This is a genomic window from Gulosibacter hominis (genome assembly GCF_904842695.1).
GTDB lineage: Bacteria > Actinomycetota > Actinomycetes > Actinomycetales > Microbacteriaceae > Gulosibacter > Gulosibacter hominis.
On sequence record NZ_CAJGWQ010000007.1, the window covers coordinates 93,952 to 117,832 of the forward strand.

Here is a 23,881-nt window from a genome sequence, read left to right on the forward strand (position 1 = left end):
CTCTGATGAATACCGTTCACGGCACCCCGCATCTCACCACCCGGGCGCACGACTAACTGCGATACGGTGTGTTTTCAAAACTCACGCAGCAGACCCGGTCGATGAACGTGCTCAGGAGGTGCGATGGCACAATCCAAACCTGCCCGCACCCGACTGTATTGGATGGATGCGCTGCGAGGCCTGGCCGTCATCCTGATTGCCTTCAATCACTCGCTAGATTTCCCCCGCCAGTTCGGATTCGATTTCCGATTCGAGGGGCGCCAAATCCTTTTTGGCTCGCTGGAGCCGTACCGGGTGCCGCTATTGATGGTGCTCTCGGGGTTGCTCCTGCTGCCCTCGCTAAAAAAACCGCTCGATACCTATCTATGGGGCAAAGTTTCACGCATCCTGTGGCCCTACCTCGTCTGGGGTGCGCTCACCGCCGTGACAGTGGTCGACCAGGTCGATCTGTTCAATATCAACTACTGGCGTTCGGGACCGCTGCACCTGTGGTATTTGGCCGTGCTGCTCGGGGTGTACCTGGTCGCACCACTGGTGCGGTTCATTCCCGCCGCAGTGCTCGCACTCATCGGACCGATCACGCTGCTACTGATTGGCGAAACCGACCAGGACATCCGCTTTTTTCTGTTCTGGAGCTTTTTCTTCTTCACCGGAGTAGCCCTCGCTCCCCATCTGACTCGCCTACAGCAGCTGGGGGTCTGGTTCCCGATCGTGATGGGAACCGCCGCAATTGTCTTTGCCTACGCATCCGTGAACCGAATCATCCTGGTGCTCCCCGACTATCCGCTCGGGGTGTTCGCTTCGCTTCCGGGGCTGGCTTTTTTGCTGTGGCTGGCGCCACGGCTACCGCGATTGCCCTTCCTTGAATTCGTTGGGCGCCACTCGATCGTGATGTTCTGCGCGCATCCGGTGTCGATGCTGCTTGCGGCACGGGCACTCGCCGTCTGGGAGGTCGCGCTCCCACCAGTTATTACCTGGCTGATCATCGCCCTGTTCACTTTCGGCTTCCCGCTGCTGCTGACCTACGCCTATCGCTATATGTACTGGTTATTCGAGCTGCCCGTTCGCATCGACCAGCTGCGCCGGCTATTCACCCGGCCAAAATCAGCAGCGTGACACCATAGGCTCCGATGCCACCGATCAGGCTCAACAGGATATTCCAGCGCCACAGATGCAGCCCGGCGGTGACCACAACCCCAACGGTGGGCGCCACCCAGTCGATGCCGACAAAACTCGTGTCGCGCAGCGAATAAACCACCAGCACCGTCATCACCCCGATTGGCAGCAGCAGGCTGAGCTCACGCACAACGGGTTGTTCACGCAACCACTTACCGAACGCAAACGGCAGTGCACGCAACGCAAAGGTGACGATCGACATCACCGCAATAATCGCAATCGAGTGAGTCGGGTTCATCCAGCCGCTCGCCTCCGAACCATCACCACTACCAGAGCAACCACCAGGTACGAGAGCATCGAGGTGACGAGCATTGCTTCACGGGCAGCCACCACGGCGATCACCGAAATCAGCAGCGCGGCGGCGGCGAGCCCAAACTCACGACTGCGTTTGAGGGCTTCTAGCGACAGCACCACGAACAGCGCCGTCATCGCAAAGCCCATAAAGCTGAGATCAAACGGAATCGCGGTGGCCGCGAGCGCCCCCGCCAGCACGCTGCCCGACCAGTAGATATGTGTGGAGATCTGGACGGTGACCATGCGGGTTGGGGTCAGGTCGTCCGGGTTCTTCGATCCGAGCACCGCATACGACTCATCGGTGAGCGCGTGAATGGAGTAGAGCCGCAGAGGTAGCGGCCGGATGCGTTCGAGCGGCACCGAGAGACCATAAAAGACGTGGCGTGCGTTCACGAAAAACGTGGTCGTGGCAACAGCCGGTAGCGGCGCTCCGGTGAGCAGCATCGACACCGCGAGAAACTCGAGCGAACCGGCGAAGACAAACAGCGCGGTGATCGGCGCCCAATACCAGTCGAGCCCCAGTGCAACGGCGTACATCCCAAACGACAACCCGAGCGGAAGGAACGCAAACAGCACCGGGAAGCTGTCGACCAGCCCCTGGCGCACGTCTTGCCCCAGGGCCGCGGTCGCTCGTTTCATACCCGCCATTCTCACGCCAGTTTGCACCGGGGCCAAACCGGTGGTGGCACCGTGACTGATTGCAGTGGAACACGTAAGCCCGCTAGTGATGGGGTAGATGGTTACTCGACCGCAGTTACCGTTACGGCCAGCGAGCGGGACTAGCTGTGGCTGTGGTCGGCTACCAAGCTGCTGAAGCGATCAATGTAGTTCTGCAGGAACGCCACAGTCGATTCGCGCACGATCGTGTCACCGCCGTCGAACAGCTCCGGTGATTGTGACAGGAACACCTCTGGCTGCCCCAATGTCGGCATATCGAAGTAGGAGAGCGCCAGGCGCAGATTCTTTTGCGACGAGTAGCCACCCATTCGGCCCACCGAGTGGCTGATGATGCCCACCGGCAATCCCTTCCAGGCCACATCACTATTGGGCTTGGAACCAATATCGACTGCGTTCTTCACACACGCCGGAATCGTGCGGTTGTTCTCGGGTGTCACAAACAGGATGCCGTCAGAGGCTTTGATCGTGTTTCGGAAGGCGGTGTATTCGGTGGGGACTGGCTTGTCGGTGACCTCAGGGTCGTCGTAGTCGAAGTCGTAGAGCGGAAGATCTCGAATCTCGACGATGCTGACCCGGTAGCCCTCGGGGAACAGCGGGATGACGTTCTGCGCAATCTTTCGCGCGAACGAGCCGCGGCGCAGACTGCCGACAATTACGCTGATGTGCTTGGTCATTGAGTTGATTCACTTTCGTAGGTGGTGGGTTCAGTGGCAGTGCAGTGGTCATGACACCTGGCCACAGCAGCATCTGTTCGCTGCCGGTTGCCGGTCGACTCAGTTGGTGAAGCGGGCTCAGCTTTGAGGCGGTATAAATGGTCGCGCCCCAAACGCTGGCGGCGGACCTGCACGGTGGGACACCTCAATGAAGCGATCGAGTTTGGCTCTGTCCATGGCATCTTCCGCGCGCAACAAGACCCCGAGCAGCGAGAAGAGACCGCCAAGCACCGCATCTCGTTTGGCGCTGGTGCACAACAATCGATGGGCCGCAGGCTGGTTACCTTCGCGGATCGCCTCGAACAACGCGATGGTTTCGAGCCACGAGCCACTGTCGGGACGCGGCATAGGTTCGGGAGATGGCTTAGAAGTTCCAGTCGTCATCCGTGGTGTCCTCTCCCTTGCCAATGACGTAGCTCGATCCCGAACCACTGAAGAAGTCGTGATTCTCGTCGCTGCCGGGTGAGAGCGCAGCCAGGATCTCGGGTTTTACCTGCGTTTCTTCGGCGGTGAATCGCTGCGGATAGCCGAGGTTCATGAGGGCTTTGTTGGCGTTGTAGCGCACAAATACCGCGACATCATCCATGAGTCCGAGCGGCTCGTAGAGTTCTCCCGAGTACTGCAGTTCGAGTTCATAGAGCTCTTCGAGCAGTGCAAAGGTGAAGTCGTGCATTTCTGCCTGTTTGGCTTCGCCATAGGTTTCGAGCCCGCGCTGGTATTTGTAGCCCGAGTAATACCCGTGCACTGCTTTATCGCGCAGGATCAGCCGGATCATATCGGCGGTGTTGGTGAGGGTTGCGTGCACCGAGAAGTGCAGCGGCAAATAGAACCCGGCGTACAGCAGCAGTGATGAGAGCAGCGTCGATGACACCTTCCGCTTCAGCGGATCCGACCCGTAGTAGTGCTGCAGCACCTTTTTGCACCGTTCCTGCAGCAGATCGTTGCCGATTGCCCAGCGATAGGCCGAGTCGATTTCGGGGGTTGAGGTGAGCGTCGAGAACACCGACGAGTACGAGCGGGCATGCACCGACTGCATGAACGCGATGTTGGTGTAGACGGCCTCTTCGTGCTCGGTGCGCGCATCCTGAATCTGGCAGATCTCACCGACGGTGGCCTGCACGGTGTCGAGCATGGTCAGACCCGTAAACACCCGCATGGTGAGGGTGCGTTCCACTTCGCTCATTTGCTGCCAGGCCGGCAGGTCGTTTGAAAGCGGCACCTTCTCGGGGAGCCAGAAGTTGGCGGTGAGCCGATTCCACACTTCGAGATCTTTGTCGTCGGCGATGCGGTTCCAGTTGATGGGGCGCAGCCGCGCGGTGGGGTCATGCCGATAACTCGGCGGAGTGACCGAGAGTTCGGTGACGAGTCGAGGGGATGCAGATGAGTCGGTCATACAGGTTGTCCTTCGGTGATCAATGGTTGGCTGCGTTCGGAAGCTGACGGATCGCGCAAATCGATGGGCTTCGGCTGGATGCGCGCCCAAAACTCGGTGAGTCCCTCGTTGACCCGCTCCACATCCCGGTCGGTGCCGAGCAGTTCGAAGCGATAGAGCTCGGGCACCCGACACTTGGCCGAGATAATGGGGCCAGCGAGGCAGTAGTACTCACCGAAGTTGGTGTTTCCGGCGGTGATGACGCCGCGAATGAGGGCGCGATTGGCGGGGTCGTTGAGAAACTGGATCACCTGCTTGGGCACGGCGCCGCTACGTTCTCCCCCGCCATATGTGGGAACGACCAGTACAAACGGCCGGGTGACCCGAATCATCCCCTCAACTCGGGGGCGCAGCGGAATGCGAACCGCATCTCGATCAAGCCGGTCGACGAACCGCCGGGTGTTTTCGGAAACGCTCGAGAAGTACACCAGGTCGGGTGAGTCGGCTCCTTCCAAGACCCGCACGTCCTGGGTGGTACAAACTGATCGGCGCACACTTGCACCTGTGCTCATTTCACTCCCCCTCCAACTCGCCACAACATCTAGTGGGCATTCAGGCAATCAGCACAACATCTAGTGTCTGATTGAACAGTACACCCTCAAGTACGACACGCCCATGCTTGAGAGTTCGTGTTGCCGAACATTAGAGTTGGCGCAAGTATCAGGGTGGCTGCGAACCGTCCGATTCGCGGTTCCACACGGGCTGTGCGCGGCCCGAAAGTCAACGAGTGAGGTTGTGCGATGAGCGAACCGAACAGGATTCCAATTCCTGACGAAATTTCCAACGAGAGCATCCGAACGTTCGTATCCGAATGGGCCAAGATCACCGAACCCGAGCGCATCGAGCTAGTTTCGGCGGCCGACGATGCCAGGCTCATCAATGAGGCGCTCGCTGCCGGTGAGCTCTTTCCCGCCGGTGACAACCGCTACTATTCGCGGTCACACCCGGGCGACACCGCCCGCTCTGAAGAGCGCACGCTTGTGGCCACCTCCAACCCCGCCGATCGCGGTCGCTACAACAACTGGCAGCCGACAGCGGAAGTGAAGCCGCAGCTCATCGAACGGATGCGCGGCGCATCCCGAGGCAAGACAATGTATGTCGTCCCCTACCTCATGGCACCCACCGGTAGCCCGCTTGCTCCCTATGCCGCCGGTGTCGAACTCACCGACAATCGCGGCGTCGTGCTGCAGATGATCCGCATGGCTCGCGTGGGAATCGACCACTTCGCCACGCTTACCGACCCCGACTTCTTTGTGCGCGGCGTGCAGGTCACCGGCAATCCGGATGCACTCGGCCACGGCACTGCCAATGACCAACGACTGTTCGCCACCATTGCCGACGAGCGCACCATCCTCCACTTTGGCTCGGCTTACGGCGGCAATGCCCTCCTCGGCAAAATCGCGCACGCCCTACGTCAAGCCTCCTACGACGGCCGCAGTTCAGGTCGATTCCTCGCAGAACAGTTCCTGCTGCTCGGCGTTCGCGACCTCGAAACCGGCAAGACCGCACATATCTGCGGCGGGTTCCCCAGCGCCTCCGGCAAAACGAACCTGGCCATGACGCTACCGCCCCAAGCACTCGGAGAGCGATACCGGGTTGACTTCTACGGCGACGATATTGCCTGGATGTGGGTGGATGACGACGGCTGCCTACGCGCAATCAACCCCGAAAACGGCGCCTTTGGCGTAGCCAAGAACACGAACGAACTCACGAATCCGACCGCAATGGAAGCAATCGCACCGGGTTCGGGAGCCATCTTCACCAACACCGCCTACAACGAACGCACCGGCGAGGTGTGGTGGGAGGGACTCACCCCGCAGCCACCAACCAACCTCGATGGCTGGCTCGACTGGACCGGCGCATCGATTGCCGAGCGTCAACCAGCAGAGCAATCCGCACCGTGGGCGCATCCGAACAGCCGATTCACGGTGGCACTCGACCGCATCCCCAACCTCGCTGCTGATGCCGCCGACCCCGCCGGTGTGGTGGTGGACGCCATTATCTTCGGTGGCCGCACCCGCGACCGCGAACCACTCATTCGCGCGATCGAAACGGTTGCTGACGGTGTCTACGACGGGCTCACGCTGGGCGCCGAGGCAACATTTGCCGCCGAGGGCCTCGACGGCCAGCTGCGATACGACCCCATGTCGATGCGTCCATTCTTCTCGTACTCCGAAGGCCGCTACGCCCAGCACTGGCTCGACGTGTTGAGTCAGGTGCGACAGCTGCCCGTTTTCGCGCACGTCAACTGGTTCCAGCGCGCCCCTGAAGATGGGCACTACCTGTGGCCCGGCTACCGCGAAAACTTGCGCGCACTCAACTGGCTGATGCAGTACCGAGCGGGAGATGTACACGGACAGCAGACCCCGGTGGGCGTTATCCCAACGGCAGCCGAGCTCGACCTCAGCGGACTCGAGATTCCCGCGGCCGATCTCGAACAGCTGCTGCAGATCGACACCGACCGCTGGATGGAAGAGTGCCAGTACCGGCAAGAACACCTGGCAGAACTGCCCGACCTTCCCGCCGAGATTTGGGATGCGCATCGCAAGCTGCGCGCGGCGCTCGCCGAGCAAGCGTCTGTGGCTGAACCTTCTGCATCTGCCATCACTGGGGAGTGAGCGAGCATAATCGTGGAAACAAAATGACCCCCAGCCGAGGATTACATCCCAGGTTGGGGGTCATTTCACATGGTGCGCAAGGGGGGACTTGAACCCCCACGCCCGCAAAGGCACACGGACCTGAACCGTGCGCGTCTACCAATTCCGCCACTCGCGCGCGACTGACAACGTTACCACTAACTGAACCAAAATGCGAAATGCATCCACGCTTGCCAGGTTTCGAAGCCACAATGATTCGCATGAACCCGCACCAAACCACCAGGGTTTCAGCCAATCCAACTACACTGCGAGCAAAGCATCTTCGTGACCCGGTCACGAGGTTCACCGAGACGGCTGCGGCCATGAAGGATGAATGTGGGATTTCTCGACAAATTTGAACGTGGGCTTGAACGGGCCTTTAATGGCGCGTTCGCCAAGACGTTCCGGTCGGGTCTGCAGCCGGTAGAAATTGTGGCTGCCCTCAAACGCGAACTCGACACTCGCGCCGCCGTTGTCTCACGTGATCGGGTGCTGGTTCCCAACGAGTTCCAGGTCGTCGTTTCGGCCAGCGACTACGACCGCCTCAACACCCTGGGTAATTCGCTACAGAACTCACTGCTCGACGAGATCGAGCGGCATGCGGTGCAACAGCACTATCAGTTCGCCGGCCCGATTTCAGTGCAGCTCATCGCTTCTGAACAGCTCAGCGAGGGCCAGCTCGAGGTGAACTCACGCTCGGTCGAGGGCCGGGTCAACTGGGTTCCGGTGCTCGAAGTGGCAGGGCAGCGCTTCCCCATCCAGTCGGGGTCGAATGTGATCGGTCGCGGCAGTGATGCACACATCACCATCAACGACAACGGCGCCTCACGGCGTCACGCCGAAGTGATCTGGGATGGGCAACGCGCGGGGCTGCGCGACCTGGGTTCAACCAACGGCACCAAACTCAATGGCCGGCGGATCGCGCAGGCCGCCCTCGAACCCAATTCGCTCATTGAAATCGGCCGCACACAGCTTCAGTTCCGTATCGTGCCCCAGGCTGAACCGAGCACTGCAACCCGTCACATGCACAACCCGGGAGGTCGTCGATGAGCGGTGAATTGACGATGCTCGTGATCCGCCTCGTCTTTTTGGCGATGATGTGGATCTTCATCTTTTCGATCATCTACGCGCTGCGCAGCGATCTATTTGGTTCCCGATCGCAGGACTACCAGAAGGCGATGGAACAGCAGCAGTCGCGGCAGCAAACCTATGCGGCAGCCCCACAACAGGCCCCCGTTGCGGTTGGTGCTGGCGCGCCGGCAGCTGCGGCCAGCGAACCCGCCGAACTCACTCGCCTGGTGATCACCTCGGGACCGCGCCGCGGTGAAGAGCTCTCGCTCAGCCAGGCCCCCATCTCGATCGGCCGGGCAAGCGACTCAGACCTTGTCATCAGCGACGACTACACCTCCACCCGCCACGCCCGCCTGCTCAACTGGGACGGCCGCTGGATGGTACAAGACCTCGACTCAACTAACGGCACCTTCGTCAACGGCGAGCGAGTATCCCAGCCAACCGAACTGCGCCGGGGCGTCTCGGTGCGCATCGGCACGACCTCGTTTGAGCTCCAATAGGTGCGGTGAACGACACTATGGTCAAATTCGTGCGCGCGGGCGCAGTTTCACACGTCGGTCGAGTGCGGGCTAATAACCAAGACTCGGGATTTGTGGGAACCGTGCTGCACGGCGTTGCCGACGGTATGGGCGGCCACGCCGGTGGTGATGTTGCGTCGTCAATCGCCGTGAAGCACATCGCCGCCCACGAAGAGCGCTACGAAACCGTTGCAGAAGCCAAAACGGGCCTCACCGCGCTGCTGCACGAAGCAAACGAACTGATCATCGAGGCCGTTGCCGAGCATCCCGAACTCGCCGGGATGGGCACCACCGCCGACCTCATTACGCTCGTCGGGGACCAGCTGGTGATCGGTCACATTGGCGACTCGCGCGTATACCGCTATCGCGACGGTGAACTGCACCAGGTCACCGTCGACCACACCTTCGTGCAACGACTGGTGGATGCTGGCCGCATCACCCCCGAAGAAGCACTCGTGCATCCCCGCCGCTCGGTGCTGATGCGCGTGCTCGGCGATGTCGAAACCGAACCGGATGTCGACACCTACGTGTTCGACGCGGTTGCCGGCGACCGCTGGCTGCTGTGCTCAGACGGGCTCACGGGCTATGTCGACGAAGACCGCATCAGCGAAGTGATCGGCCGCAGCAATGAATCATCCCGCGAAATCGGTGACGATCTCATCCAGCTCGCCCTCGACAACGGCGCACCCGACAACGTCACCGTCGTCGTGCTTGAAATCGGTGAGACCGAGCTCGAGCCCATCCGCCCGAAAATCGTGGGTTCGGCCGCCAACCCGCTGCGCTACGAAGCCAGCGAGCCCAAGCGTCGCGTGCGTCGCATGCTGCCGGATGTGCTGCAATCGCGTCGCCGCATCGCCGCCCGCCCCGAAAACGAAGAGTTCGTGGCGCCCAGCGACGAATACCTCGACCGGCTCATCGCCGAAGACCGCAATATGCGGCGTTGGCGTCGAGTCACCTGGGCAGCAAGCCTCCTGCTCGTGCTCAGCATTGTGGCCGGAGCCATGGCGCTCGCCTACGACTGGACTCAGCGCCAGTACTACGTGGGCATCGACAACGATCGAGTGGCCATCTACCAGGGCGTCAGCGCCCAGCTCGGCCCGGTTTCGCTCAGCCAAGTTGTCGAATCAACCAACCTCGAAGTTGAAAAGCTTCCCGTCTACCAGCAGATGCAGGTGACCTCGACCATCCCGTTCGGTTCGCTTGAAGATGCGCGAGCACTCGTCGAAAGGCTCGAACGTGCAATCGACTAGTACCGCTCCACAAGTGACGCCCACAACGCAGCGACCCCGCGAACGCAAGCAGGGACTGCGCAATATGGAACTCGGGTTCCTCATCTTCGCCATGGTGATCGTGCTGGCGGCACTGCTGCAGGTGCAGTTGGGCGTGACCGGCGAGTTCGACAGCCGGGTGCTGATACTGCTCGGCGCGGTGGCGGCGCTGATGTTCGGGATGCACATCGTGCTGCGGTTCCGCGCGCCGCAGGCCGACCCGTTTTTGCTGCCGATTGCCGCCACCATCAACGGCCTCGGCATCACGATGATTTATCGCCTCGACCTCGTGAACGAGTCGAACAAGCACGCCGTCATTAATTCATCCACCGCACAGATTGTTTACACCGCGCTCGCCATCGCAATTGCCATTGCGGTGCTGTTCTTGTTGCGCAATCACCGCGTGCTACAGCGCTACACCTATGTGTTCGGTTTTGCCGCACTGGTGCTGCTATTGCTGCCGATGATTCCCGGCCTGGGGGTTTCAACCGCGAGCGCCCGAGTGTGGATCTCGATTGCGGGGTTCAGCTTCCAGCCCGGTGAAATTGCCAAGATCGCGCTGGCCATCTTCTTCGCCGGTTATCTCGTTACCGCGCGCGATTCGCTCTCGATGGTGTCGCGGCGGTTCCTCGGCCTGCGGCTGCCGCGGATGCGTGACCTCGGTCCCATCCTGGTGGTGTGGGCGGTGTGTATGGCGGTTCTGGTGCTCCAGCGCGACCTGGGCACCTCGCTGCTGTACTACGGCCTGTTCCTGGTGATGATTTTTGTTGCCACCGGTCGCCTATCGTGGGTGCTCATCGGTGTCGGCCTGTTCGTTGGTGGCGGTCTGGTGCTGGCTTCGAGCTGGGGGTACGTGCAGCGCCGCCTCGAAGCTTGGCTCAATCCGTTCGACCCCGCCCTCTACGATGCCACCGGTGGCAGCTATCAGCTCGTTCAGGGCCTGTTCGGGCTCGGCAACGGCGGCCTGATCGGCACCGGCCTTGGGCTCGGACACCCCTATCTCACGCCGGTTGCTGAGAGTGACTTCATCATCTCGGCCCTCGGTGAAGAACTCGGTATGGCCGGATTGTTCGCGATTCTTGCGCTGTACCTGATCATGGTGGCGCGCGGTCTGCGCATCGGTCACACCGGCGGGGATGATTTTGGTCGCCTGCTTGCCACCGGCCTGTCGTTCACGCTGGCCATTCAGGTGTTCATTGTTGTCGGTGGTGTCACGCGCGTTATTCCGCTTACGGGGCTGACCACGCCATTTTTGGCCGCCGGTGGATCGAGTCTGATCGCCAACTGGATCATCGTCGCCATTCTGTTGCGGTTGAGCGACACGATCCGACGTGACGATGCGGTACCAGCTATTGGAGGTGCGGCTTGAGTAAAAACATTCGCCTGGTGGGCATTTTTGTGCTCGTCATGTTTCTCGCGCTTTTTAGCTCGGCAACCTACATCCAGGTTTTTCAGGCCCAGTCGTTGGCCGAAGACGGCCGCAACCGACGTGCGCTACTCGCCAGCTATGAGGTGCAGCGCGGGCCGATCCTGGTGGATGGCTCGCCAATCGCCATGTCACAACCCGACAATTCTCAATACCAGTACCAGCGCGTGTACACCGACCCCGAGCTCTACGGCACGGTGACCGGCTATTTTTCGGCCACCCAGGGCTCGATGGGGATTGAGCAGGCCATGAACGCCGAACTTGCCGGCACGAGCGATTCGCAATTTTTTACCAGCCTGCGAAGCATGTTCACGGGCGAACAACCCGCCGGCGCCGCGGTCGAGTTGACGCTCAACCCGGATGGTCAGCGCATTGCTGCCGAGATGCTCGGCGACCTCAAAGGTGCGGTGATCGCGATCGATCCGGCAACCGGCGCCATCCTCACGATGTATTCAACGCCGGGATACGACCCGAACAATCTCGCGATGCACGACGACCGGCAGGTTATCGAGAACTATCAGAAGCTTGAAGCCGACCCCGACAACCCGCTTTTTAACCGGGCCATCGGTGGTTCGCTCAACCCGCCCGGTTCAACGTTCAAACTTGTGGTGGCCACGGCGGCACTCGAATACGGCATTGTGAAGCCCGACACCAAAATTCCAAACCCCCCAACTTGGAAGCTGCCCGGCACAAACCACGTGGTGAATAACCCCTCCTGGGGTCAGCGCTGCGGTGGGGGTGATTCTGAAACCACCACGCTGCGCATCGCTCTGCAGTACTCGTGCAATATTCCGTTTGCGCAATTGGCAATCAAGATTGGCGAAGACCGACTGCGCACCGTTGCCGAACGCTTCGGTTTTAACGACACCTTCGACGTGCCGATGACGTCGGCTGCAAGCGTTTTCCCCGAGGGGCCGATGGATGATGCACAGCTCGGCCTGACCGGTTTCGGGCAGGACAATCTGCGCACCAGCCCGCTGCAGATGGCGCTCGTGTCGGCCGGTGTGGCAAACAACGGCGTACTGATGGAGCCGACGGTGGTGAAAGAGGTGCTTACTCCCTCGCTAGATGTGCTTGAATCGCAGCGCATCAAGGAGTACGGCCGGGTCATGAGCGAAGAAAATGCCAAGCTCATGCAAGACATGATGCGCAATAACGTCGACAATGGCGCGGCAGACAATGCCCGAATTGACGGTGTGGCAGTTTATGGAAAAACTGGTACCGCCGAGAACGGTGACGACGACCCGTACACGCTGTGGTTCACTGGATACGCGGAGCTTAATGGTCGCCAGGTCGCCGTTGCGGTGGTGCTGGAAGATGGTGGCGGAATGGGACAGTCGGGATACGGCAATGGCTTGCCGGCGGCAACTGGACGAGAAGTAATGAAGGCGGTGCTTGGCGTATGAGGCCGGGTCAGGGAGTGACATTTGGGAGCCGATACCAGCTCGGCAACCGAATCGCCATTGGCGGCATGGGCGAGGTGTGGGAAGCCACCGACCTCGTCATCGGTCGCCAGGTCGCCATCAAAATTCTTAAAGACGAGTACATGGGCGACCCCGGGTTCCTCGAGCGATTCCGCGCCGAGGCTCGCCATGCTGCGCTCGTTAACCACGAGGGCATCGCAAACGTCTACGACTACGGTGAAGAAGACGGCTCGGCGTATCTGGTGATGGAGCTCGTACCGGGCGAAGCGCTATCAACCATTCTCGAACGCGAACGAGTGCTGCCGGGCGAGCAGGTCATGGACATCATCGCCCAGACCGCTTCCGCACTCGGTGCCGCCCATAAGGCGGGCCTGGTACACCGCGACATCAAGCCCGGAAACCTGCTGATCACTCCCGATCACCGGGTCAAGATCACCGACTTTGGTATCGCCCGCATCGCCGACCAGGTGCCGCTGACCGCCACCGGCCAGGTGATGGGCACCGTCCAGTATCTTTCGCCCGAACAGGCATCCGGACATCCCGCATCCCCCTCGACCGATATTTATTCGCTCGGTGTGGTGGGCTATGAGTGCCTGGCCGGCCGCCGTCCCTTTACCGGCGAATCGCAGGTGGCGATCGCCATGGCGCACATCAATGACGAGCCGCCGGCACTGCCGGTGACGGTTCCCGAACCGATGCGCAATCTCGTGATGTCGGCCCTCGCCAAAGATCCGGCCGACCGGCCCGAATCGGCCGAGGCGTTTGCCCGAGCCGCCCGCGCGCTGCGGGATGGTGATGTTCAGCGGGCCGCACAGGCCGTACCCGCAGTGGCACCGGGCGGCGCCGGACCGAGCACGGCGCCCCTTGACCAGACGCAGGTCATGCAGCCCACCCGGCCCACCTCGGTACTGGATGATGGCCCGCGGGATAATTTTGATGCACTACTGGCTGGCGGCCCCACCGATACCGCCCCTGGCCAGGACATTAACGAAACCGCGGAGCATCAGCCGGAAGGGCTGCTCGATGATGACGGCAAGAAGAAAAAAGACAATTGGCGCTGGGTGCTCGTGGGCGCCATACTGCTACTCGCCGTAGCGATCGGGCTGTTCGCGGTGGCCATGATGAATAACGCCGGCGATAACGAGCCGCTGCCGACGAGCAGCACCTCGGCGCCGCCGAGCATCACCACCCCGCCCACCAACACCCAGGCCGAAACGGTTGCGCTCGATGGCAGCGACTTTGAGGGTCTGAGCTGGGACACAGCGGCCGAACGGTTGCGCTCAATGGGGCTGTTCCCCGAAAAAGTGGTTGCGGGCGCGGCGCCTTCAACCGACAAGGTCGGCACCGTTGAGCGCATCAACCCCACCGGTAACGTGCGGCTTGGTTCAACTATCCAGGTTTCGGTTTATGGCGATTTAGCAACCCCGCCAGCGCCCGAAAAGCCCACTGGCACGCCGAAACAGGGCTCGGTAGAGCTGAGCTGGCCGGAGTACACGAGCTGCCCGGATGGCACTTCGGTTGACAAGTACGTCGTGACAGTTGACGCCGTGGATGCGCAGGGCAACCAGCGCCCCGGCGAATCGGGCCCCACCGACAGCTCCGGCACCTCGGTCAGCATCGGTGTGAGCAGTGATATAGCAAGGGTGATCGTCACCTACAAGGCAGTCTGCTCGGGTACCGAATCGGAGGCTTCGGAGAGCGCCGAGTTTACGATTCCGCAACCGGTTCCCACGCAGAGTGCCCCTGAAACCGAGCGTCCATAACGACAATTCCGGTGGGAACGTTCCTGAACGGGAACTTTCCCACCGGTTGTTGCATCACACCAATGTAGTAACAGGTTTGTCGTTCCGCTTTTCGGCTGTGGCTGTCGTCAGTAGGATGGCTATTTATGCCTCCCGTTACACTTCGGGAGGCCGCAGCAATTGAAGGAGTCGAGTCGGTGATACAGGGCGAGCGCACTCTCGCCGGTCGATACAGCATCGGCCGACGAATTGGTCGCGGTGGTATGGCTGAGGTGTATGCGGCCACCGACGAACGTCTCGGCCGTCGAGTAGCGGTGAAGCTGCTGCACACCAACCTGGCCACCGAAAACGAATTCCGCTCCCGATTTCGCCGCGAAGCGCAGGCTGCCGCGCGAATGACTCACCCGACCATCGTGCGGGTGTTTGACGCTGGTGAAGACCAGTTCGTGCGCGCAGACGGGTTTGAGGTCACCGTGCCCTACATCGTGATGGAGTACATCGACGGTGTGCAATTGGGAGAGCTCATCGGCACCCCGGCACTCACGCCGGAAAAAATTGCCAAGTACATGGCGGGGCTACTCACCTCACTCGAATACTCACACCGGGCGGGTGTGGTGCACCGCGATATCAAACCGGGCAATGTGATGATCACCACCGACGACCAGGTGAAAGTCACCGACTTCGGTATTGCCCGAGCGATCTCCGACACCGCCGGTACCATCGCCCAAACCACGGCGATTTTGGGTACCGCCTCATATTTTTCACCCGAGCAGGCCCGCGGTGAAACCGTTGACGGCCGCAGCGACCTCTACTCGGCCGGTGTTGTGCTCTACGAGATGCTCACCGGTCAGGTGCCGTTCCAGGGCGACTCGGCGGTTGCGGTCGCCTACCAGCACGTCACCGAACCGCCCAAGCGGCCCAGCCAGGTCAATCCCGCCGTCACCCCGGCTCTCGATGCCGTGGTGCTCAAAGCACTCGCCAAGCGGCGAGAGGATCGCTACCAGACGGCCGCCGAGTTCCGCGCTGATCTGCTGGCCGCCTTTGACGGCGTGATGCCGGCATACGCCACCCAGCAGGGTGTCGATCAAACACCCACTGAGCTGTTCGGTCCCGGACCCACTGCGGTGGATGCCACCGAATCGGCCCTTAATTCGATGCGAGACGATGACGACCGCGCCCCGCAGGTGCAGCGTCGTCCCCCGGCCATGTGGATTTGGGGGGCAGCCGCGCTGGTCACTGCGGTGGTGATTGGTGTCGTCATTTGGGTGATGTCAATTTCTGGACAGCCTTCGGTGCCGGATGCTTCGGTGACCGTTCCCGATGTGGTTGGGATGCAAAAATCCGAGGCGGTAAAGGCGCTCGAGGATGCCGACCTCAAGGTTCAGGTGGCCACTTCGCCGAGTGACGATGTGGCCGTCGATGAAGTGATGAGTTCAAACCCGCCGGCGGGTGCATCCGTAGCGTTCGAATCGACCGTGAAGATCACCGTATCTGCCGGCCCTGATTCGGTGAGGGTTCCAAACCTCAGCGGCCTGAGCGCCGACGATGCAAAGAAGGCGCTCGAGGATGCCGGCCTGAAGGTTGGGGCGATCACCAGTGAAGACGCGCCGTACGTGCCAAAAGATCAGGTTGTTCGTTCCCAACCCGCAATTGGTTCATCCGCGGCCCCCGGCTCTGCCGTAGACCTGTGGGTGTCAAACGGGCAGGTGACCATCCCCGATGTGACCGACGAGCCACTTGCCGACGCTGAGGAAGTGCTCGGTGGCCTCGGGTTGATGATTACCCGCGATCCCGACACCAGCTGTCCGGCCGATCCGTCATACACGGTGACCAAGATGTCTCCGGGGCCGGGCCGCGTTGACCAGGCCAGCGAGGTGAAACTCACCTATTGCGACGGTGACGACAACCCCGAACCGACCGACATCGACAATGAAACCCTGCCGAATCCACCCGGCGGTGGCGGTGATGATGACGACGACAATTAGTTCGTCGCGTCGATGAACCGTCGGTGACACGACGCAATAAAAGCTGAAAGACCTCTCGTGCGAGTTGGGGCACTTTTGCCACCATTACGCACGAGAGGTCTTGCTATTTGAATCGAGCTACGACAGCGGCGGCGCCGCCGAAACCCCGAGGTCTCCATCCTCGAGCAGGTCGGGCAAGAAGGTGTCGACCCACGGGTAAACCCACTGGATCAGCACCCAAACCAGTACCGCCAGAATCGCCAGCAAAATCAATAGCTTCACCGGCCATGGCCCCGGCAAGCCTCGCCAAATGGCTCCGTACAACTGTGATGCTCCTCTTTAGTCTGCGTTACCGCCGTGGTCTTTACCGCCCGACTGTTCGCGCAGCTCGTAGGCGTACTTGATCTCGGCAGGTGGTCCATCCTCACGCGGCGTGAAGTCGACCAGCGTGAAATAGCTGATGATGCGCTCTTCCATTGACCACGAAGGGTTGCAGGTGATCATGGTGAGCACGCGCTCGTTTTTCGGCAGATCGGGGTGGTGGGGCACTCCCGCCAGTACGTCGACCGCCGTGGGCACCACATACTCGCCCGAACGGAACTCGTAGGTGTACCATCCGTCGACGGTTTCGAGATAGACCTTGTCGCCCAGCATGAGCCGGTCGAGGTCACGGAAGGCACCGCCGTAGGTGTTGCGATGCGCGGCAAGGGTGTAGTTTCCCTTGCCCCCGGGAGGTGCCGAGTCGAGATAGGTGCCAACAAATGCGGCGTCGAGGGTCAGATCGCGATCGATACCGGATGCGATCCGTCGTGAAAATTCCTCTCCCCAGGCGGGCACATACATGATGCCGTAGGGGGTGGCTTCTTCTTTCGGAATCGGCCTGACCGGCACGCCATCCTCGTCAAACTCGGCGGGTGCGATTGTTGCGTGTTGCTTCTCAAGTTGCTGGCTCAGCTCTGCCGAGTTGGTTATTTCTTCACGACCGATGAAGTAGTCGTTGAGGTAGAACTTCCAGCCGATAAATCCGATCAGCAGCACGCCGAGCGTAAGGAAGAGTTCTCCGAGTACGCTCGACACCGTTACGCGCGACCTTCTTTTTGGGGCGCGGTGACGGTTATCGGATGCGTGACGTGGGCGTCGGGCCATAGACGACAGTCTAGGCCGGTAGGATTAGCACCATGTCCAAAGAGTCTGTCAACAACGAGTCGGATGCTGAACTCGAGCCGACTATCGATGATGTTGAAACTGCCGAAGCCGATGCGGCCGTTGACGACAAAAAAGAGTCGAAGACACCAGCAAAGCTGACCGAAAAAGAGCGCATCGCGCGCTCAAAAGAGATCGCAGCGAAGGCGCGCGGCAAAGAGTCCGCAGCGTCGCGTCGTCGCGCTCGTCATGAGGCACAAAAAGAGGCGAACGCGAAGGCCGAAAAGGCGAAGCGCGACTCGATGACGAAGGCGCAGCTGCGCTATTCGCAGCCAAAAACACACAATGTCGACGATGACCAGAACCCGGTGTGGTTTAAGCCGATCATGTTCGGCTTCCTGCTGCTGGGGTTGCTGTGGATCCTCGTCTATTACCTGTCGAGTGCCAAACTGCCGGTTGCCGAGCTCGGTGACTGGAACCTGCTGGTCGGTATCGGGATCTCACTGGTGGGCTTCCTGATGATGACAAACTGGAAATAGTTCTCTCACCAGGCAAAAGTGAGGTAATCCACAGAGTTATCCACAAATTACACAAGTGTGAATAACATCCGTGTAATTCATCCCCACTTGTGGATAGCCCTGTGGATAACTTGCGTTTCCGAGTGGGTTACGCTGCGCTCTGGCGGGATGCTTTGTCAGCTGCGCAGATCGCAGCTGGCGGTTGGTGACTGGCGGTTCGCGCCTGGCAGTTATTGCAGCAGCGAACCGAGCACCGGCGGAAGTGCAATAAACAGCGCGGCCAGTGCCAGTATCACCGGAATTGCCAAACCGATGCGCCGCGATCCTGAGGTTCCGCGACGCTCGTGATCGTGCAACACCGCTGATGCGACGATCACGCCGGTAATCGCACCACCCAGGTGCGCCTCCCACGAAATACCGGGGTTCATGAACGCCACCACGACGTTCAATCCGATCAACACGATCATCGGCGTAACGTCTTGCTGCAGCCGGCGCATCACCACAAACCAGGCACCAATCAAACCGAACACCATGCCCGAAGCACCAATAACGGCCGTCGTGGGTGCCAAAACCGACACGGCAAATGAACCACCGAGCGCCGAAACCAGCAGCAGCATCGCGTAGCGAAGCCGACCAAACATCGGTTCGAGCACGCGGCCAAACAGCCACAGCGACAGCAGGTTCATCAGCAGATGCCACAGGCCACCGTGCAGGAAAGCCGAGGTGAGCATCCGCCACGGTTCAAAAACCCCGTATTGCCCGCTCGTAAAAATCGGTGAATAGGTGCCGTAATAGTCAACGTACGGTGTTTTCAACACGCTGGCGGTGAACCACTGCGCCACAAAAACGAGGGCGCACAGTCCCATCACCACATAGGTGACAATCGGCTGGTCGACCCCGGCCATGCGCAGCTTGCGCACCCGGCGAGGCTGTGCCTGGTGGTCGGCCCGCATACATTCGGGACAGATAACCCCCACCGGAGCTGGAGTCTGACACTCCCCACACACGGTGCGGGTGCAACGCTGACAGAGGACGAAACTCTGGCGGTCGGGGTGTCGGTAACAGTAGTTCTCGGTGGGGGTCATCTCAGAAGTTGCGAAAAACTAGTTGAGCTCGGTGATTTCGACCGACTCAATCACCACATCCTGAAGCGGCTTGTCGCGCCCATCGGTGGCAACCTGCTCGATCTCGTCAACTACGCGCTTCGAGTCGTCATCGGCAACCTCACCGAAGATGGTGTGCTTGCCCTGCAGCCACTCGGTGGGCGCAGTGGTGACAAAAAACTGCGAACCGTTGGTGCCGCGACCCAGACGCTTACCGGCATTCGCCATGGCGAGCTTGTAGGGCTTGGTGAAGTCGAGCTCGGGGTGAATCTCGTCATCAAAAGTGAAACCGGGGCCACCGGTGCCGACGCCGAGCGGGTCGCCACCCTGGAGCATGAAGTCTTTGATGATGCGGTGGAAGATCACACCGTTATAGAACGGGGCGTTCGTGCGAGTCTCGCCAGTTTTGGGGTCTACCCACTCGAGCTCGCCGGTAGCCAGGCCGGTGATGACCTTCACGGTGTTCGGTGCGTGGTGACCGAACAGGTTGAGCTTGATGTCGCCGTGGTTGGTGTGCAGGGTCATTACTGCTGTCGCAATCGTCATGGCTACATCTTGTCATGTTGCGCCTGAATCTCCGGGTATCTCAGCGGAATTCAGCTTGCCTTATACCGCGCGTGAAACACTGAAGGTGAGTGACGAATCCCACCGATACGGAGGTAAGTGATGGCACTGTCACGGAAGAACCAGCGGAAACTCGCCAAGCTGCGCAATGATGCTGACCGCCTCTGGCAAGAACAGCAGGTGGTGTTTGAGAAGGCCGGCCGCCTGGCCTCGCAGGCCGGTGGAGTTGGTCGCGATGTCACCAACGAGGAAGTACTCCCCCCGATGCGCAAAGCCTACGACCGCAACGTCCGCCCGGCTTTTGAGGGCGGCGTAAAAACCGGCCGCAAGGCGATGAAACAGGCTGAGAAGACCATTAACACCAAGGTGCTGCCCGCACTGGCGGCAGTTGGTGGCAGCGTCACCGGTGCCGTACGCGAGTTCACCGACAACAACAAGACGCTTCAGAACGTGCAAGACCGCACCGAAAACCTGACCAAGGAAGCTGGTAAACGAATGAACGACCTGCAGACTGAAATCGCGGCCGTCGCCGACAAGGCGAAAGAGGCTGCCGCAAACGCAACCAAGAAGGCTGAAAAAGAGGCCAAGAAGCTGACCGGCAAGGCCAAGAAGGCGCAGCGTAAGGCCGAGAAGAAGTTCAAGAAGGAGACCAACCAGAAGAAGGGTCTCGGCTTCGGCGGCTGGTTCCTGATCGGCTCGGCAGTTACCGCGGTCGCCGCGCTCGGCTACGCCCTGTGGCAGACCTTCCGCGCCGACGACGACCTGTGGATCGCCGACGAAGAACTCGACGCCCCCGTCACCTCGGTCGAAGCCCCGGTCGCGAAGTAACGCAACGACTCACCAAGGACCCCGACACCATTGCGGTGCCGGGGTCCTTCGCGTTACCGCTTCTTTTTCCGGTTTTCGAGGTGGCCGGTGCGGGGCCGCTCACTTGTTTCGCAGTCTGTAAAAACTGGCACAGGCAGCAGCAACGCGCACGCATCCACTGGATGCACGCTGAGTGACGCGGCTCACTGTCGTGAACCTTGACCTTGCGGTACCGATTGACGATTCAGCCTCGTCATCGCCGCTGCTGTCCCGCCAAGTAGAGCCGTCAAACCTATGAAACCTAGGGTTCTGAAGCTCAATTCGGGCCCTGATCGGTGTGTACCTATCAGAGTGAGTGTTCCGTGCCCATCCAATTCCCGGTATCTGTACTCACAATATGCACCCAATGGGAATACTGACACCTTTTGCTCAATAACGAGGCGTTCATATTTACCCGTGGGCGCATTCTGCTCGCAGGCATGAAACTCTCCGGCTACCCCAAACACCACACTTCCGACAGTGAAGACGACGATTAACACAGTGAGCGTCCACAACGTCACTACCGTTGCTTTCATTCGACCCGCGGCTTTCACGAACACTGAAGCCTTCCCATGCCTGAAACCTACAAGAATAATTTCGCCCGAGCGACCAAATAGTCAACTCAACAACCAAGGACCCCGACACCATTGCGGTGCCGGGGTCCTTCGCGTTACCGCTTCTTTTTCCGGTTTTCGAGGTGGCCGGTGCGGGGTCGCTCATAGTAGAGCCGCATCGCCACGCCCACCAGCGACACCGTGCGCAGCTTCTTCACCTCGCTGAGATCAAACCAGCGCGCTTCATCCGTTGTGCCGTCAATCTCGGGCCGCAATTCGCCGCCGGTGATATGCGCCTGGTACACAATGCGCACATTCTGCAGCGGCGTCTCAGCCGGGCGTCCCTTGCGGCGGCGATTGTTGGCGTTGACGATGATCGAGTCGACACCGAGTAGCGAATCAATCTCAGCAATGTAGCCGGTTTCTTCCTCAATCTCGCGGATCGCGGCATCGTACGGGTCTTCGCCCGGTTCTACGCCGCCACCGGGGAGCGTCCATCCCGACCGCCCCCGCGAATTCCAATGCGCCAACAAAATCTGCTTGTCACGCACGATCACCCCGTACGCGCCGACACGGAACCTCATCAATAAAGCTCCTTTGCGCTTCGGTGGTGTACAGATCTGGTGGTTCGATGTGTGCCGGGATGCACATCCTGGCAGTACATCTGCATCCTCCGAGTCTAGCCGCGGCTTGCTGGACGTCTCGGTTGCTTGTGGGTCGCGGGCACATTTCCAGGCGCCTGCTGGTTCGATGTGAGTTAACAGCACCTGGATGGAAGGAAACCCATGTCGGAACTTAATTCGCTGCTCGACTCAATCCCCGTCGAGCAGATCGCCGAGCAGCTCGGAGTTTCGACCGATGAGGCACGTCGCGCAATCGATGCCGCACTGCCTTCACTGGTTGGTGGGATGCAGGCCAATGCGGCGGATGCGGCCGGTGCGGCATCGCTTTCAAGCGCCCTGGGTGCGCACGCCGAATCGTCACTGCTCGATGGCGGCATCGATGCTGCGAGCGTCGACACTGAAGACGGCGCCAAAATTGCACACAACGTATTTGGCGACAACGAGGGAGCCGTTACCGAACAGGTGGCGCTTTTTGGCGGTGTCTCACCCGCACTCATCCAGAAGGTGCTGCCGATCCTCGCGCCGATCGTGATGGCCTGGCTCGGTAAGCAGGTGTTTGGTGGGGATGCGGCACCGCAGCAAAAGCCGGGCCGACGGGGTGGCAACGGTTCGCTCGACGACCTCAAAGACATGCTCGACGGCAACCGCAACGAACCGGATCGCCGCGAACCCGCTGGTGGTGGCCTCGACATCGGCTCGATTCTCGGTGGGCTGCTCGGAGGCGGCAAGGGCGGACTCGGCGGGCGCTTCGGCGACCTGCTCGGCACCATCGGCGGTCTGCTCGGCGGCGGTCGCCGCTAGGCGGTACTCGGTGCGAGGCTCGGCGCGATGCGGGGCTCGCACCCCACACCCCCTCAGCCGAGCCCCTACCCCTGCTGTGCCCGACTGCTGTGCACCACCGCCCCGCCCACTGCACCACCCTGCACTCGCGCCCAACTCCCCGCGCGCCCACAGCGCGCCCTTCCCCACGCCAAGTGACCCTGTAACTGCGGAATGACCCTGCTATAGGAGGGTCACTTGCCGGTTACAGGGTCATTTGCCGCCAGGTTGAGGTGCGGGGGCGCGACCGCGGGCACCGCGGCACGTACAAGGTTTCGCTTTGGTTGTTGACTCAACGTTGACGACCCCTCACCAGAGACGTACAGTTTTCTGTACAGGAGGTGGATGATGAAGACAATAAGTTACACCGAATCGCGTGCCAATTATGCACAAGTGCTCGACGATGTCGTCAACAACCGCGAAGAGGCCATCATCACGCGCGCCGGCCACGAACCCGTTGTCATCGTGTCGCTCGCCGACTATGAGTCACTCCGCGAAACCGCTTATCTCCTCCGCTCACCTGCGAACGCTCGCCGCTTGCTCGATTCCATCGATAATTTGGAACAGGGTCGAGGGTCACAACACGACCTCATCGAGGACTAAGACGTGATCCTCGTCTGGGATGAGGCCGCCTGGGAAGACTACTTGTGGTGGCAGAGTGAAGACCGCCGCACGCTCAAACGCATCAACCAGCTCATCAAGGACATCGCGCGTAACGGCAACGAGGGCATCGGCAAACCCGAAGCCCTCAAGCATGGACTTTCGGGTTATTGGTCAAGACGCATCACCGACGAGCATCGACTGGTATACAAGTGCGTTGGTGACGAGATTCGCATCGCAGCCTGCCGCTATCACTACGGCAGATGATCGGCCCTCCGCCCCGGCCCCGCGACAAAACACCTCCCCGTGGCAAGGCACCTCCCCCACCGCGCGCGCCCATCCCACGCCAAGTGACCCTGTAACTGCGGAATGACCCTGCTATAGGAGGGTCACTTGCCGGTTACAGGGTCACTTCGTGCATGGTGGAGATGATGCGAGGTAATGCGCGGCGGATGATGCAGCGGCCACTGCGGATGCGCGGGTGTGCGGCGCTGGTGCGCATGCGCGCGAGCGTGGCGGGTACGGCGCCGGATGCAGCGGATGCAGCGCGCGAGCTGCGGGGTTCGCCGGGGGCACGAGCACAACCCACCTACTAGCCATGGCAGGGCACCTTCCCCACGCCAAGTGACCCTGTAACTGCGAAATGACCCTGCTATAGGAGGGTCACTTGCCGGTTACAGGGTCACTTGGTGCATGGTGGAGATGATGCGAGGTAATGCGCGGCGGATGATGCAGCGGCCACTGCGGATGCGCGGGTGTGCGGCGCTGG

26 protein-coding genes and 1 tRNA gene are annotated in these 23,881 nt (G+C 60.7%); 15 read left to right on the forward strand and 12 right to left on the reverse strand.

Annotation, left to right across the window (positions count from 1 at the left end; genetic code table 11):
- The first annotated feature begins 123 nt into the window (after positions 1-123).
- Complete coding sequence (locus JMV54_RS06345) at positions 124-1,116, forward strand: acyltransferase family protein (protein WP_201518078.1); 993 nt, start codon at positions 124-126, stop codon at positions 1,114-1,116.
- Here the strand turns inward: JMV54_RS06345 and JMV54_RS06350 are convergent.
- The 6 genes from JMV54_RS06350 to nrdI form a co-directional block, all read right to left on the reverse strand.
- Complete coding sequence (locus JMV54_RS06350; RefSeq protein ID WP_201518079.1) at positions 1,091-1,414, reverse strand: branched-chain amino acid transporter permease; 324 nt, start codon at positions 1,412-1,414, stop codon at positions 1,091-1,093. The two genes, JMV54_RS06345 and JMV54_RS06350, sit on opposite strands and share 26 nt — an antisense overlap.
- Positions 1,411-2,109, reverse strand: a complete 699-nt coding sequence (locus tag JMV54_RS06355) for an AzlC family ABC transporter permease (RefSeq protein WP_201518080.1) — start codon at positions 2,107-2,109, stop codon at positions 1,411-1,413. Before JMV54_RS06355 ends, JMV54_RS06350 begins: the two co-directional genes overlap by 4 nt.
- A 140-nt stretch (positions 2,110-2,249) precedes the next feature.
- Positions 2,250-2,822, reverse strand: a complete 573-nt coding sequence (locus JMV54_RS06360; RefSeq protein ID WP_201518081.1) for an NADPH-dependent FMN reductase — start codon at positions 2,820-2,822, stop codon at positions 2,250-2,252.
- A 117-nt stretch (positions 2,823-2,939) separates the two neighbouring features.
- Positions 2,940-3,245, reverse strand: a complete 306-nt coding sequence (locus tag JMV54_RS06365; RefSeq protein ID WP_201518082.1) for a hypothetical protein — start codon at positions 3,243-3,245, stop codon at positions 2,940-2,942.
- Positions 3,226-4,254, reverse strand: a complete 1,029-nt coding sequence (gene nrdF / locus JMV54_RS06370) for a class 1b ribonucleoside-diphosphate reductase subunit beta (RefSeq protein WP_201518083.1) — start codon at positions 4,252-4,254, stop codon at positions 3,226-3,228. Before nrdF ends, JMV54_RS06365 begins: the two co-directional genes overlap by 20 nt.
- Entirely contained in the window at positions 4,251-4,805 is a 555-nt protein-coding gene (nrdI, locus tag JMV54_RS06375; RefSeq protein WP_201518084.1) for a class Ib ribonucleoside-diphosphate reductase assembly flavoprotein NrdI, read from the reverse strand. The genes nrdF and nrdI overlap by 4 nt, the downstream gene beginning before the upstream one ends.
- A gap of 228 nt (positions 4,806-5,033) precedes the next feature.
- Here nrdI and JMV54_RS06380 point away from each other — a divergent pair, with 228 nt between their 5' ends.
- On the forward strand, positions 5,034-6,911 hold the full coding sequence (locus JMV54_RS06380; RefSeq protein ID WP_201518085.1) for a phosphoenolpyruvate carboxykinase (GTP): 1,878 nt from the start codon (positions 5,034-5,036) through the stop codon (positions 6,909-6,911).
- Positions 6,912-6,981: 70 nt separating this feature from the next.
- Here JMV54_RS06380 and JMV54_RS06385 read toward each other — a convergent pair.
- Positions 6,982-7,068, reverse strand: a tRNA-Leu gene (locus JMV54_RS06385).
- 197 nt (positions 7,069-7,265) lie between these two features.
- Here JMV54_RS06385 and JMV54_RS06390 point away from each other — a divergent pair.
- The 7 genes from JMV54_RS06390 to pknB all read left to right on the forward strand — a co-directional run bounded on the left by JMV54_RS06390 (position 7,266) and on the right by pknB (position 16,363).
- On the forward strand, positions 7,266-7,979 hold the full coding sequence (locus tag JMV54_RS06390) for an FhaA domain-containing protein (RefSeq protein ID WP_201518086.1): 714 nt from the start codon (positions 7,266-7,268) through the stop codon (positions 7,977-7,979).
- Positions 7,976-8,500, forward strand: coding sequence for an FHA domain-containing protein FhaB/FipA (locus JMV54_RS06395; protein WP_201518087.1), 525 nt, complete (start codon positions 7,976-7,978; stop codon positions 8,498-8,500). Before JMV54_RS06390 ends, JMV54_RS06395 begins: the two co-directional genes overlap by 4 nt.
- 5 nt (positions 8,501-8,505) lie before the next feature.
- Positions 8,506-9,768, forward strand: a complete 1,263-nt coding sequence (locus tag JMV54_RS06400; protein ID WP_230972842.1) for a PP2C family protein-serine/threonine phosphatase — start codon at positions 8,506-8,508, stop codon at positions 9,766-9,768.
- A gap of 64 nt (positions 9,769-9,832) precedes the next feature.
- Positions 9,833-11,155 (forward strand): FtsW/RodA/SpoVE family cell cycle protein, encoded by a 1,323-nt coding sequence (locus JMV54_RS06405; RefSeq protein ID WP_230972844.1) that lies wholly within the window; start codon positions 9,833-9,835, stop codon positions 11,153-11,155.
- Positions 11,152-12,618 carry a peptidoglycan D,D-transpeptidase FtsI family protein gene (locus JMV54_RS06410; RefSeq protein WP_201518089.1) on the forward strand — a complete coding sequence of 489 codons (1,467 nt, stop codon included), beginning with the start codon at positions 11,152-11,154 and terminating at the stop codon, positions 12,616-12,618. The genes JMV54_RS06405 and JMV54_RS06410 overlap by 4 nt, the downstream gene beginning before the upstream one ends.
- The gene (locus JMV54_RS06415) at positions 12,615-14,399 is read left to right on the forward strand and encodes a protein kinase domain-containing protein (protein ID WP_201518090.1); all 1,785 of its coding nucleotides are present in this window, start codon (positions 12,615-12,617) and stop codon (positions 14,397-14,399) included. The genes JMV54_RS06410 and JMV54_RS06415 overlap by 4 nt, the downstream gene beginning before the upstream one ends.
- Positions 14,400-14,524: 125 nt before the next feature.
- Positions 14,525-16,363, forward strand: a complete 1,839-nt coding sequence (gene pknB, locus JMV54_RS06420) for a Stk1 family PASTA domain-containing Ser/Thr kinase (protein ID WP_201518091.1) — start codon at positions 14,525-14,527, stop codon at positions 16,361-16,363.
- Positions 16,364-16,480: 117 nt separating this feature from the next.
- Here pknB and JMV54_RS06425 read toward each other — a convergent pair whose 3' ends face one another.
- Both JMV54_RS06425 and JMV54_RS06430 read right to left on the reverse strand, forming a co-directional pair.
- Positions 16,481-16,666, reverse strand: coding sequence for a hypothetical protein (locus JMV54_RS06425; RefSeq protein ID WP_201518092.1), 186 nt, complete (start codon positions 16,664-16,666; stop codon positions 16,481-16,483).
- A 15-nt stretch (positions 16,667-16,681) separates the two neighbouring features.
- A complete protein-coding gene (locus JMV54_RS06430) occupies positions 16,682-17,488 on the reverse strand; it encodes a class E sortase (protein WP_201518093.1) in 807 nt (268 codons plus the stop codon).
- A gap of 32 nt (positions 17,489-17,520) precedes the next feature.
- Here JMV54_RS06430 and JMV54_RS10700 point away from each other — a divergent pair, with 32 nt between their 5' ends.
- On the forward strand, positions 17,521-18,024 hold the full coding sequence (locus tag JMV54_RS10700; RefSeq protein ID WP_230972566.1) for a cell division protein CrgA: 504 nt from the start codon (positions 17,521-17,523) through the stop codon (positions 18,022-18,024).
- Positions 18,025-18,233: 209 nt separating this feature from the next.
- Here the strand turns inward: JMV54_RS10700 and JMV54_RS06440 are convergent, their stop codons facing one another.
- Both JMV54_RS06440 and JMV54_RS06445 read right to left on the reverse strand, forming a co-directional pair.
- On the reverse strand, positions 18,234-18,923 hold the full coding sequence (locus JMV54_RS06440; RefSeq protein ID WP_230972843.1) for a rhomboid family intramembrane serine protease: 690 nt from the start codon (positions 18,921-18,923) through the stop codon (positions 18,234-18,236).
- 183 nt (positions 18,924-19,106) lie between these two features.
- Positions 19,107-19,652 carry a peptidylprolyl isomerase gene (locus JMV54_RS06445; protein ID WP_201518095.1) on the reverse strand — a complete coding sequence of 182 codons (546 nt, stop codon included), beginning with the start codon at positions 19,650-19,652 and terminating at the stop codon, positions 19,107-19,109.
- A gap of 120 nt (positions 19,653-19,772) precedes the next feature.
- On the opposite strand from JMV54_RS06445, the gene JMV54_RS06450 reads away from it, so the two are divergent.
- Positions 19,773-20,498: a hypothetical protein gene (locus tag JMV54_RS06450; RefSeq protein ID WP_201518096.1), complete on the forward strand. Its 726-nt coding sequence runs from the start codon at positions 19,773-19,775 to the stop codon at positions 20,496-20,498.
- A gap of 688 nt (positions 20,499-21,186) precedes the next feature.
- Here the strand turns inward: JMV54_RS06450 and JMV54_RS06455 are convergent.
- Complete coding sequence (locus JMV54_RS06455; RefSeq protein ID WP_201518097.1) at positions 21,187-21,654, reverse strand: NUDIX hydrolase; 468 nt, start codon at positions 21,652-21,654, stop codon at positions 21,187-21,189.
- A gap of 201 nt (positions 21,655-21,855) precedes the next feature.
- On the opposite strand from JMV54_RS06455, the gene JMV54_RS06460 reads away from it, so the two are divergent.
- The 4 genes from JMV54_RS06460 to JMV54_RS06475 all read left to right on the forward strand — a co-directional run bounded on the left by JMV54_RS06460 (position 21,856) and on the right by JMV54_RS06475 (position 23,708).
- Positions 21,856-22,494, forward strand: a complete 639-nt coding sequence (locus tag JMV54_RS06460) for a DUF937 domain-containing protein (protein WP_201518098.1) — start codon at positions 21,856-21,858, stop codon at positions 22,492-22,494.
- Between the two features lie 366 nt (positions 22,495-22,860).
- The gene (locus JMV54_RS06465; protein ID WP_201518110.1) at positions 22,861-23,115 is read left to right on the forward strand and encodes a type II toxin-antitoxin system Phd/YefM family antitoxin; all 255 of its coding nucleotides are present in this window, start codon (positions 22,861-22,863) and stop codon (positions 23,113-23,115) included.
- 3 nt (positions 23,116-23,118) lie between these two features.
- Positions 23,119-23,379, forward strand: a complete 261-nt coding sequence (locus tag JMV54_RS06470) for a Txe/YoeB family addiction module toxin (RefSeq protein ID WP_201518099.1) — start codon at positions 23,119-23,121, stop codon at positions 23,377-23,379.
- Positions 23,380-23,540: 161 nt separating this feature from the next.
- Positions 23,541-23,708, forward strand: a complete 168-nt coding sequence (locus JMV54_RS06475; protein ID WP_201518100.1) for a hypothetical protein — start codon at positions 23,541-23,543, stop codon at positions 23,706-23,708.
- Positions 23,709-23,881: the final 173 nt, after the last annotated feature.

Bases quoted from the DNA above. Each gene is read 5' to 3' on its own strand.
- JMV54_RS06405 (WP_230972844.1), top strand. From the start codon at position 9,833: ATGGAACTCGGGTTCCTCATCTTCGCCATGGTGATCGTGCTGGCGGCA.
- pknB (WP_201518091.1), top strand. From the start codon at position 14,525: ATGCCTCCCGTTACACTTCGGGAGGCCGCAGCAATTGAAGGAGTCGAG.
- JMV54_RS06360 (WP_201518081.1), bottom strand. From the start codon at position 2,822: ATGACCAAGCACATCAGCGTAATTGTCGGCAGTCTGCGCCGCGGCTCG.
- JMV54_RS06380 (WP_201518085.1), top strand. From the start codon at position 5,034: ATGAGCGAACCGAACAGGATTCCAATTCCTGACGAAATTTCCAACGAG.
- JMV54_RS06465 (WP_201518110.1), top strand. From the start codon at position 22,861: ATGAAGACAATAAGTTACACCGAATCGCGTGCCAATTATGCACAAGTG.
- JMV54_RS06460 (WP_201518098.1), top strand. From the start codon at position 21,856: ATGTCGGAACTTAATTCGCTGCTCGACTCAATCCCCGTCGAGCAGATC.
- JMV54_RS06475 (WP_201518100.1), top strand. From the start codon at position 23,541: ATGATGCGAGGTAATGCGCGGCGGATGATGCAGCGGCCACTGCGGATG.
- JMV54_RS06430 (WP_201518093.1), bottom strand. From the start codon at position 17,488: ATGGCCCGACGCCCACGTCACGCATCCGATAACCGTCACCGCGCCCCA.
- JMV54_RS06365 (WP_201518082.1), bottom strand. From the start codon at position 3,245: ATGACGACTGGAACTTCTAAGCCATCTCCCGAACCTATGCCGCGTCCC.
- JMV54_RS06345 (WP_201518078.1), top strand. From the start codon at position 124: ATGGCACAATCCAAACCTGCCCGCACCCGACTGTATTGGATGGATGCG.
- JMV54_RS06445 (WP_201518095.1), bottom strand. From the start codon at position 19,652: ATGACGATTGCGACAGCAGTAATGACCCTGCACACCAACCACGGCGAC.
- JMV54_RS06415 (WP_201518090.1), top strand. From the start codon at position 12,615: ATGAGGCCGGGTCAGGGAGTGACATTTGGGAGCCGATACCAGCTCGGC.
- nrdI (WP_201518084.1), bottom strand. From the start codon at position 4,805: ATGAGCACAGGTGCAAGTGTGCGCCGATCAGTTTGTACCACCCAGGAC.
- JMV54_RS06350 (WP_201518079.1), bottom strand. From the start codon at position 1,414: ATGAACCCGACTCACTCGATTGCGATTATTGCGGTGATGTCGATCGTC.
- JMV54_RS10700 (WP_230972566.1), top strand. From the start codon at position 17,521: ATGTCCAAAGAGTCTGTCAACAACGAGTCGGATGCTGAACTCGAGCCG.
- JMV54_RS06395 (WP_201518087.1), top strand. From the start codon at position 7,976: ATGAGCGGTGAATTGACGATGCTCGTGATCCGCCTCGTCTTTTTGGCG.
- JMV54_RS06355 (WP_201518080.1), bottom strand. From the start codon at position 2,109: ATGAAACGAGCGACCGCGGCCCTGGGGCAAGACGTGCGCCAGGGGCTG.
- JMV54_RS06455 (WP_201518097.1), bottom strand. From the start codon at position 21,654: ATGAGGTTCCGTGTCGGCGCGTACGGGGTGATCGTGCGTGACAAGCAG.
- JMV54_RS06450 (WP_201518096.1), top strand. From the start codon at position 19,773: ATGGCACTGTCACGGAAGAACCAGCGGAAACTCGCCAAGCTGCGCAAT.
- nrdF (WP_201518083.1), bottom strand. From the start codon at position 4,254: ATGACCGACTCATCTGCATCCCCTCGACTCGTCACCGAACTCTCGGTC.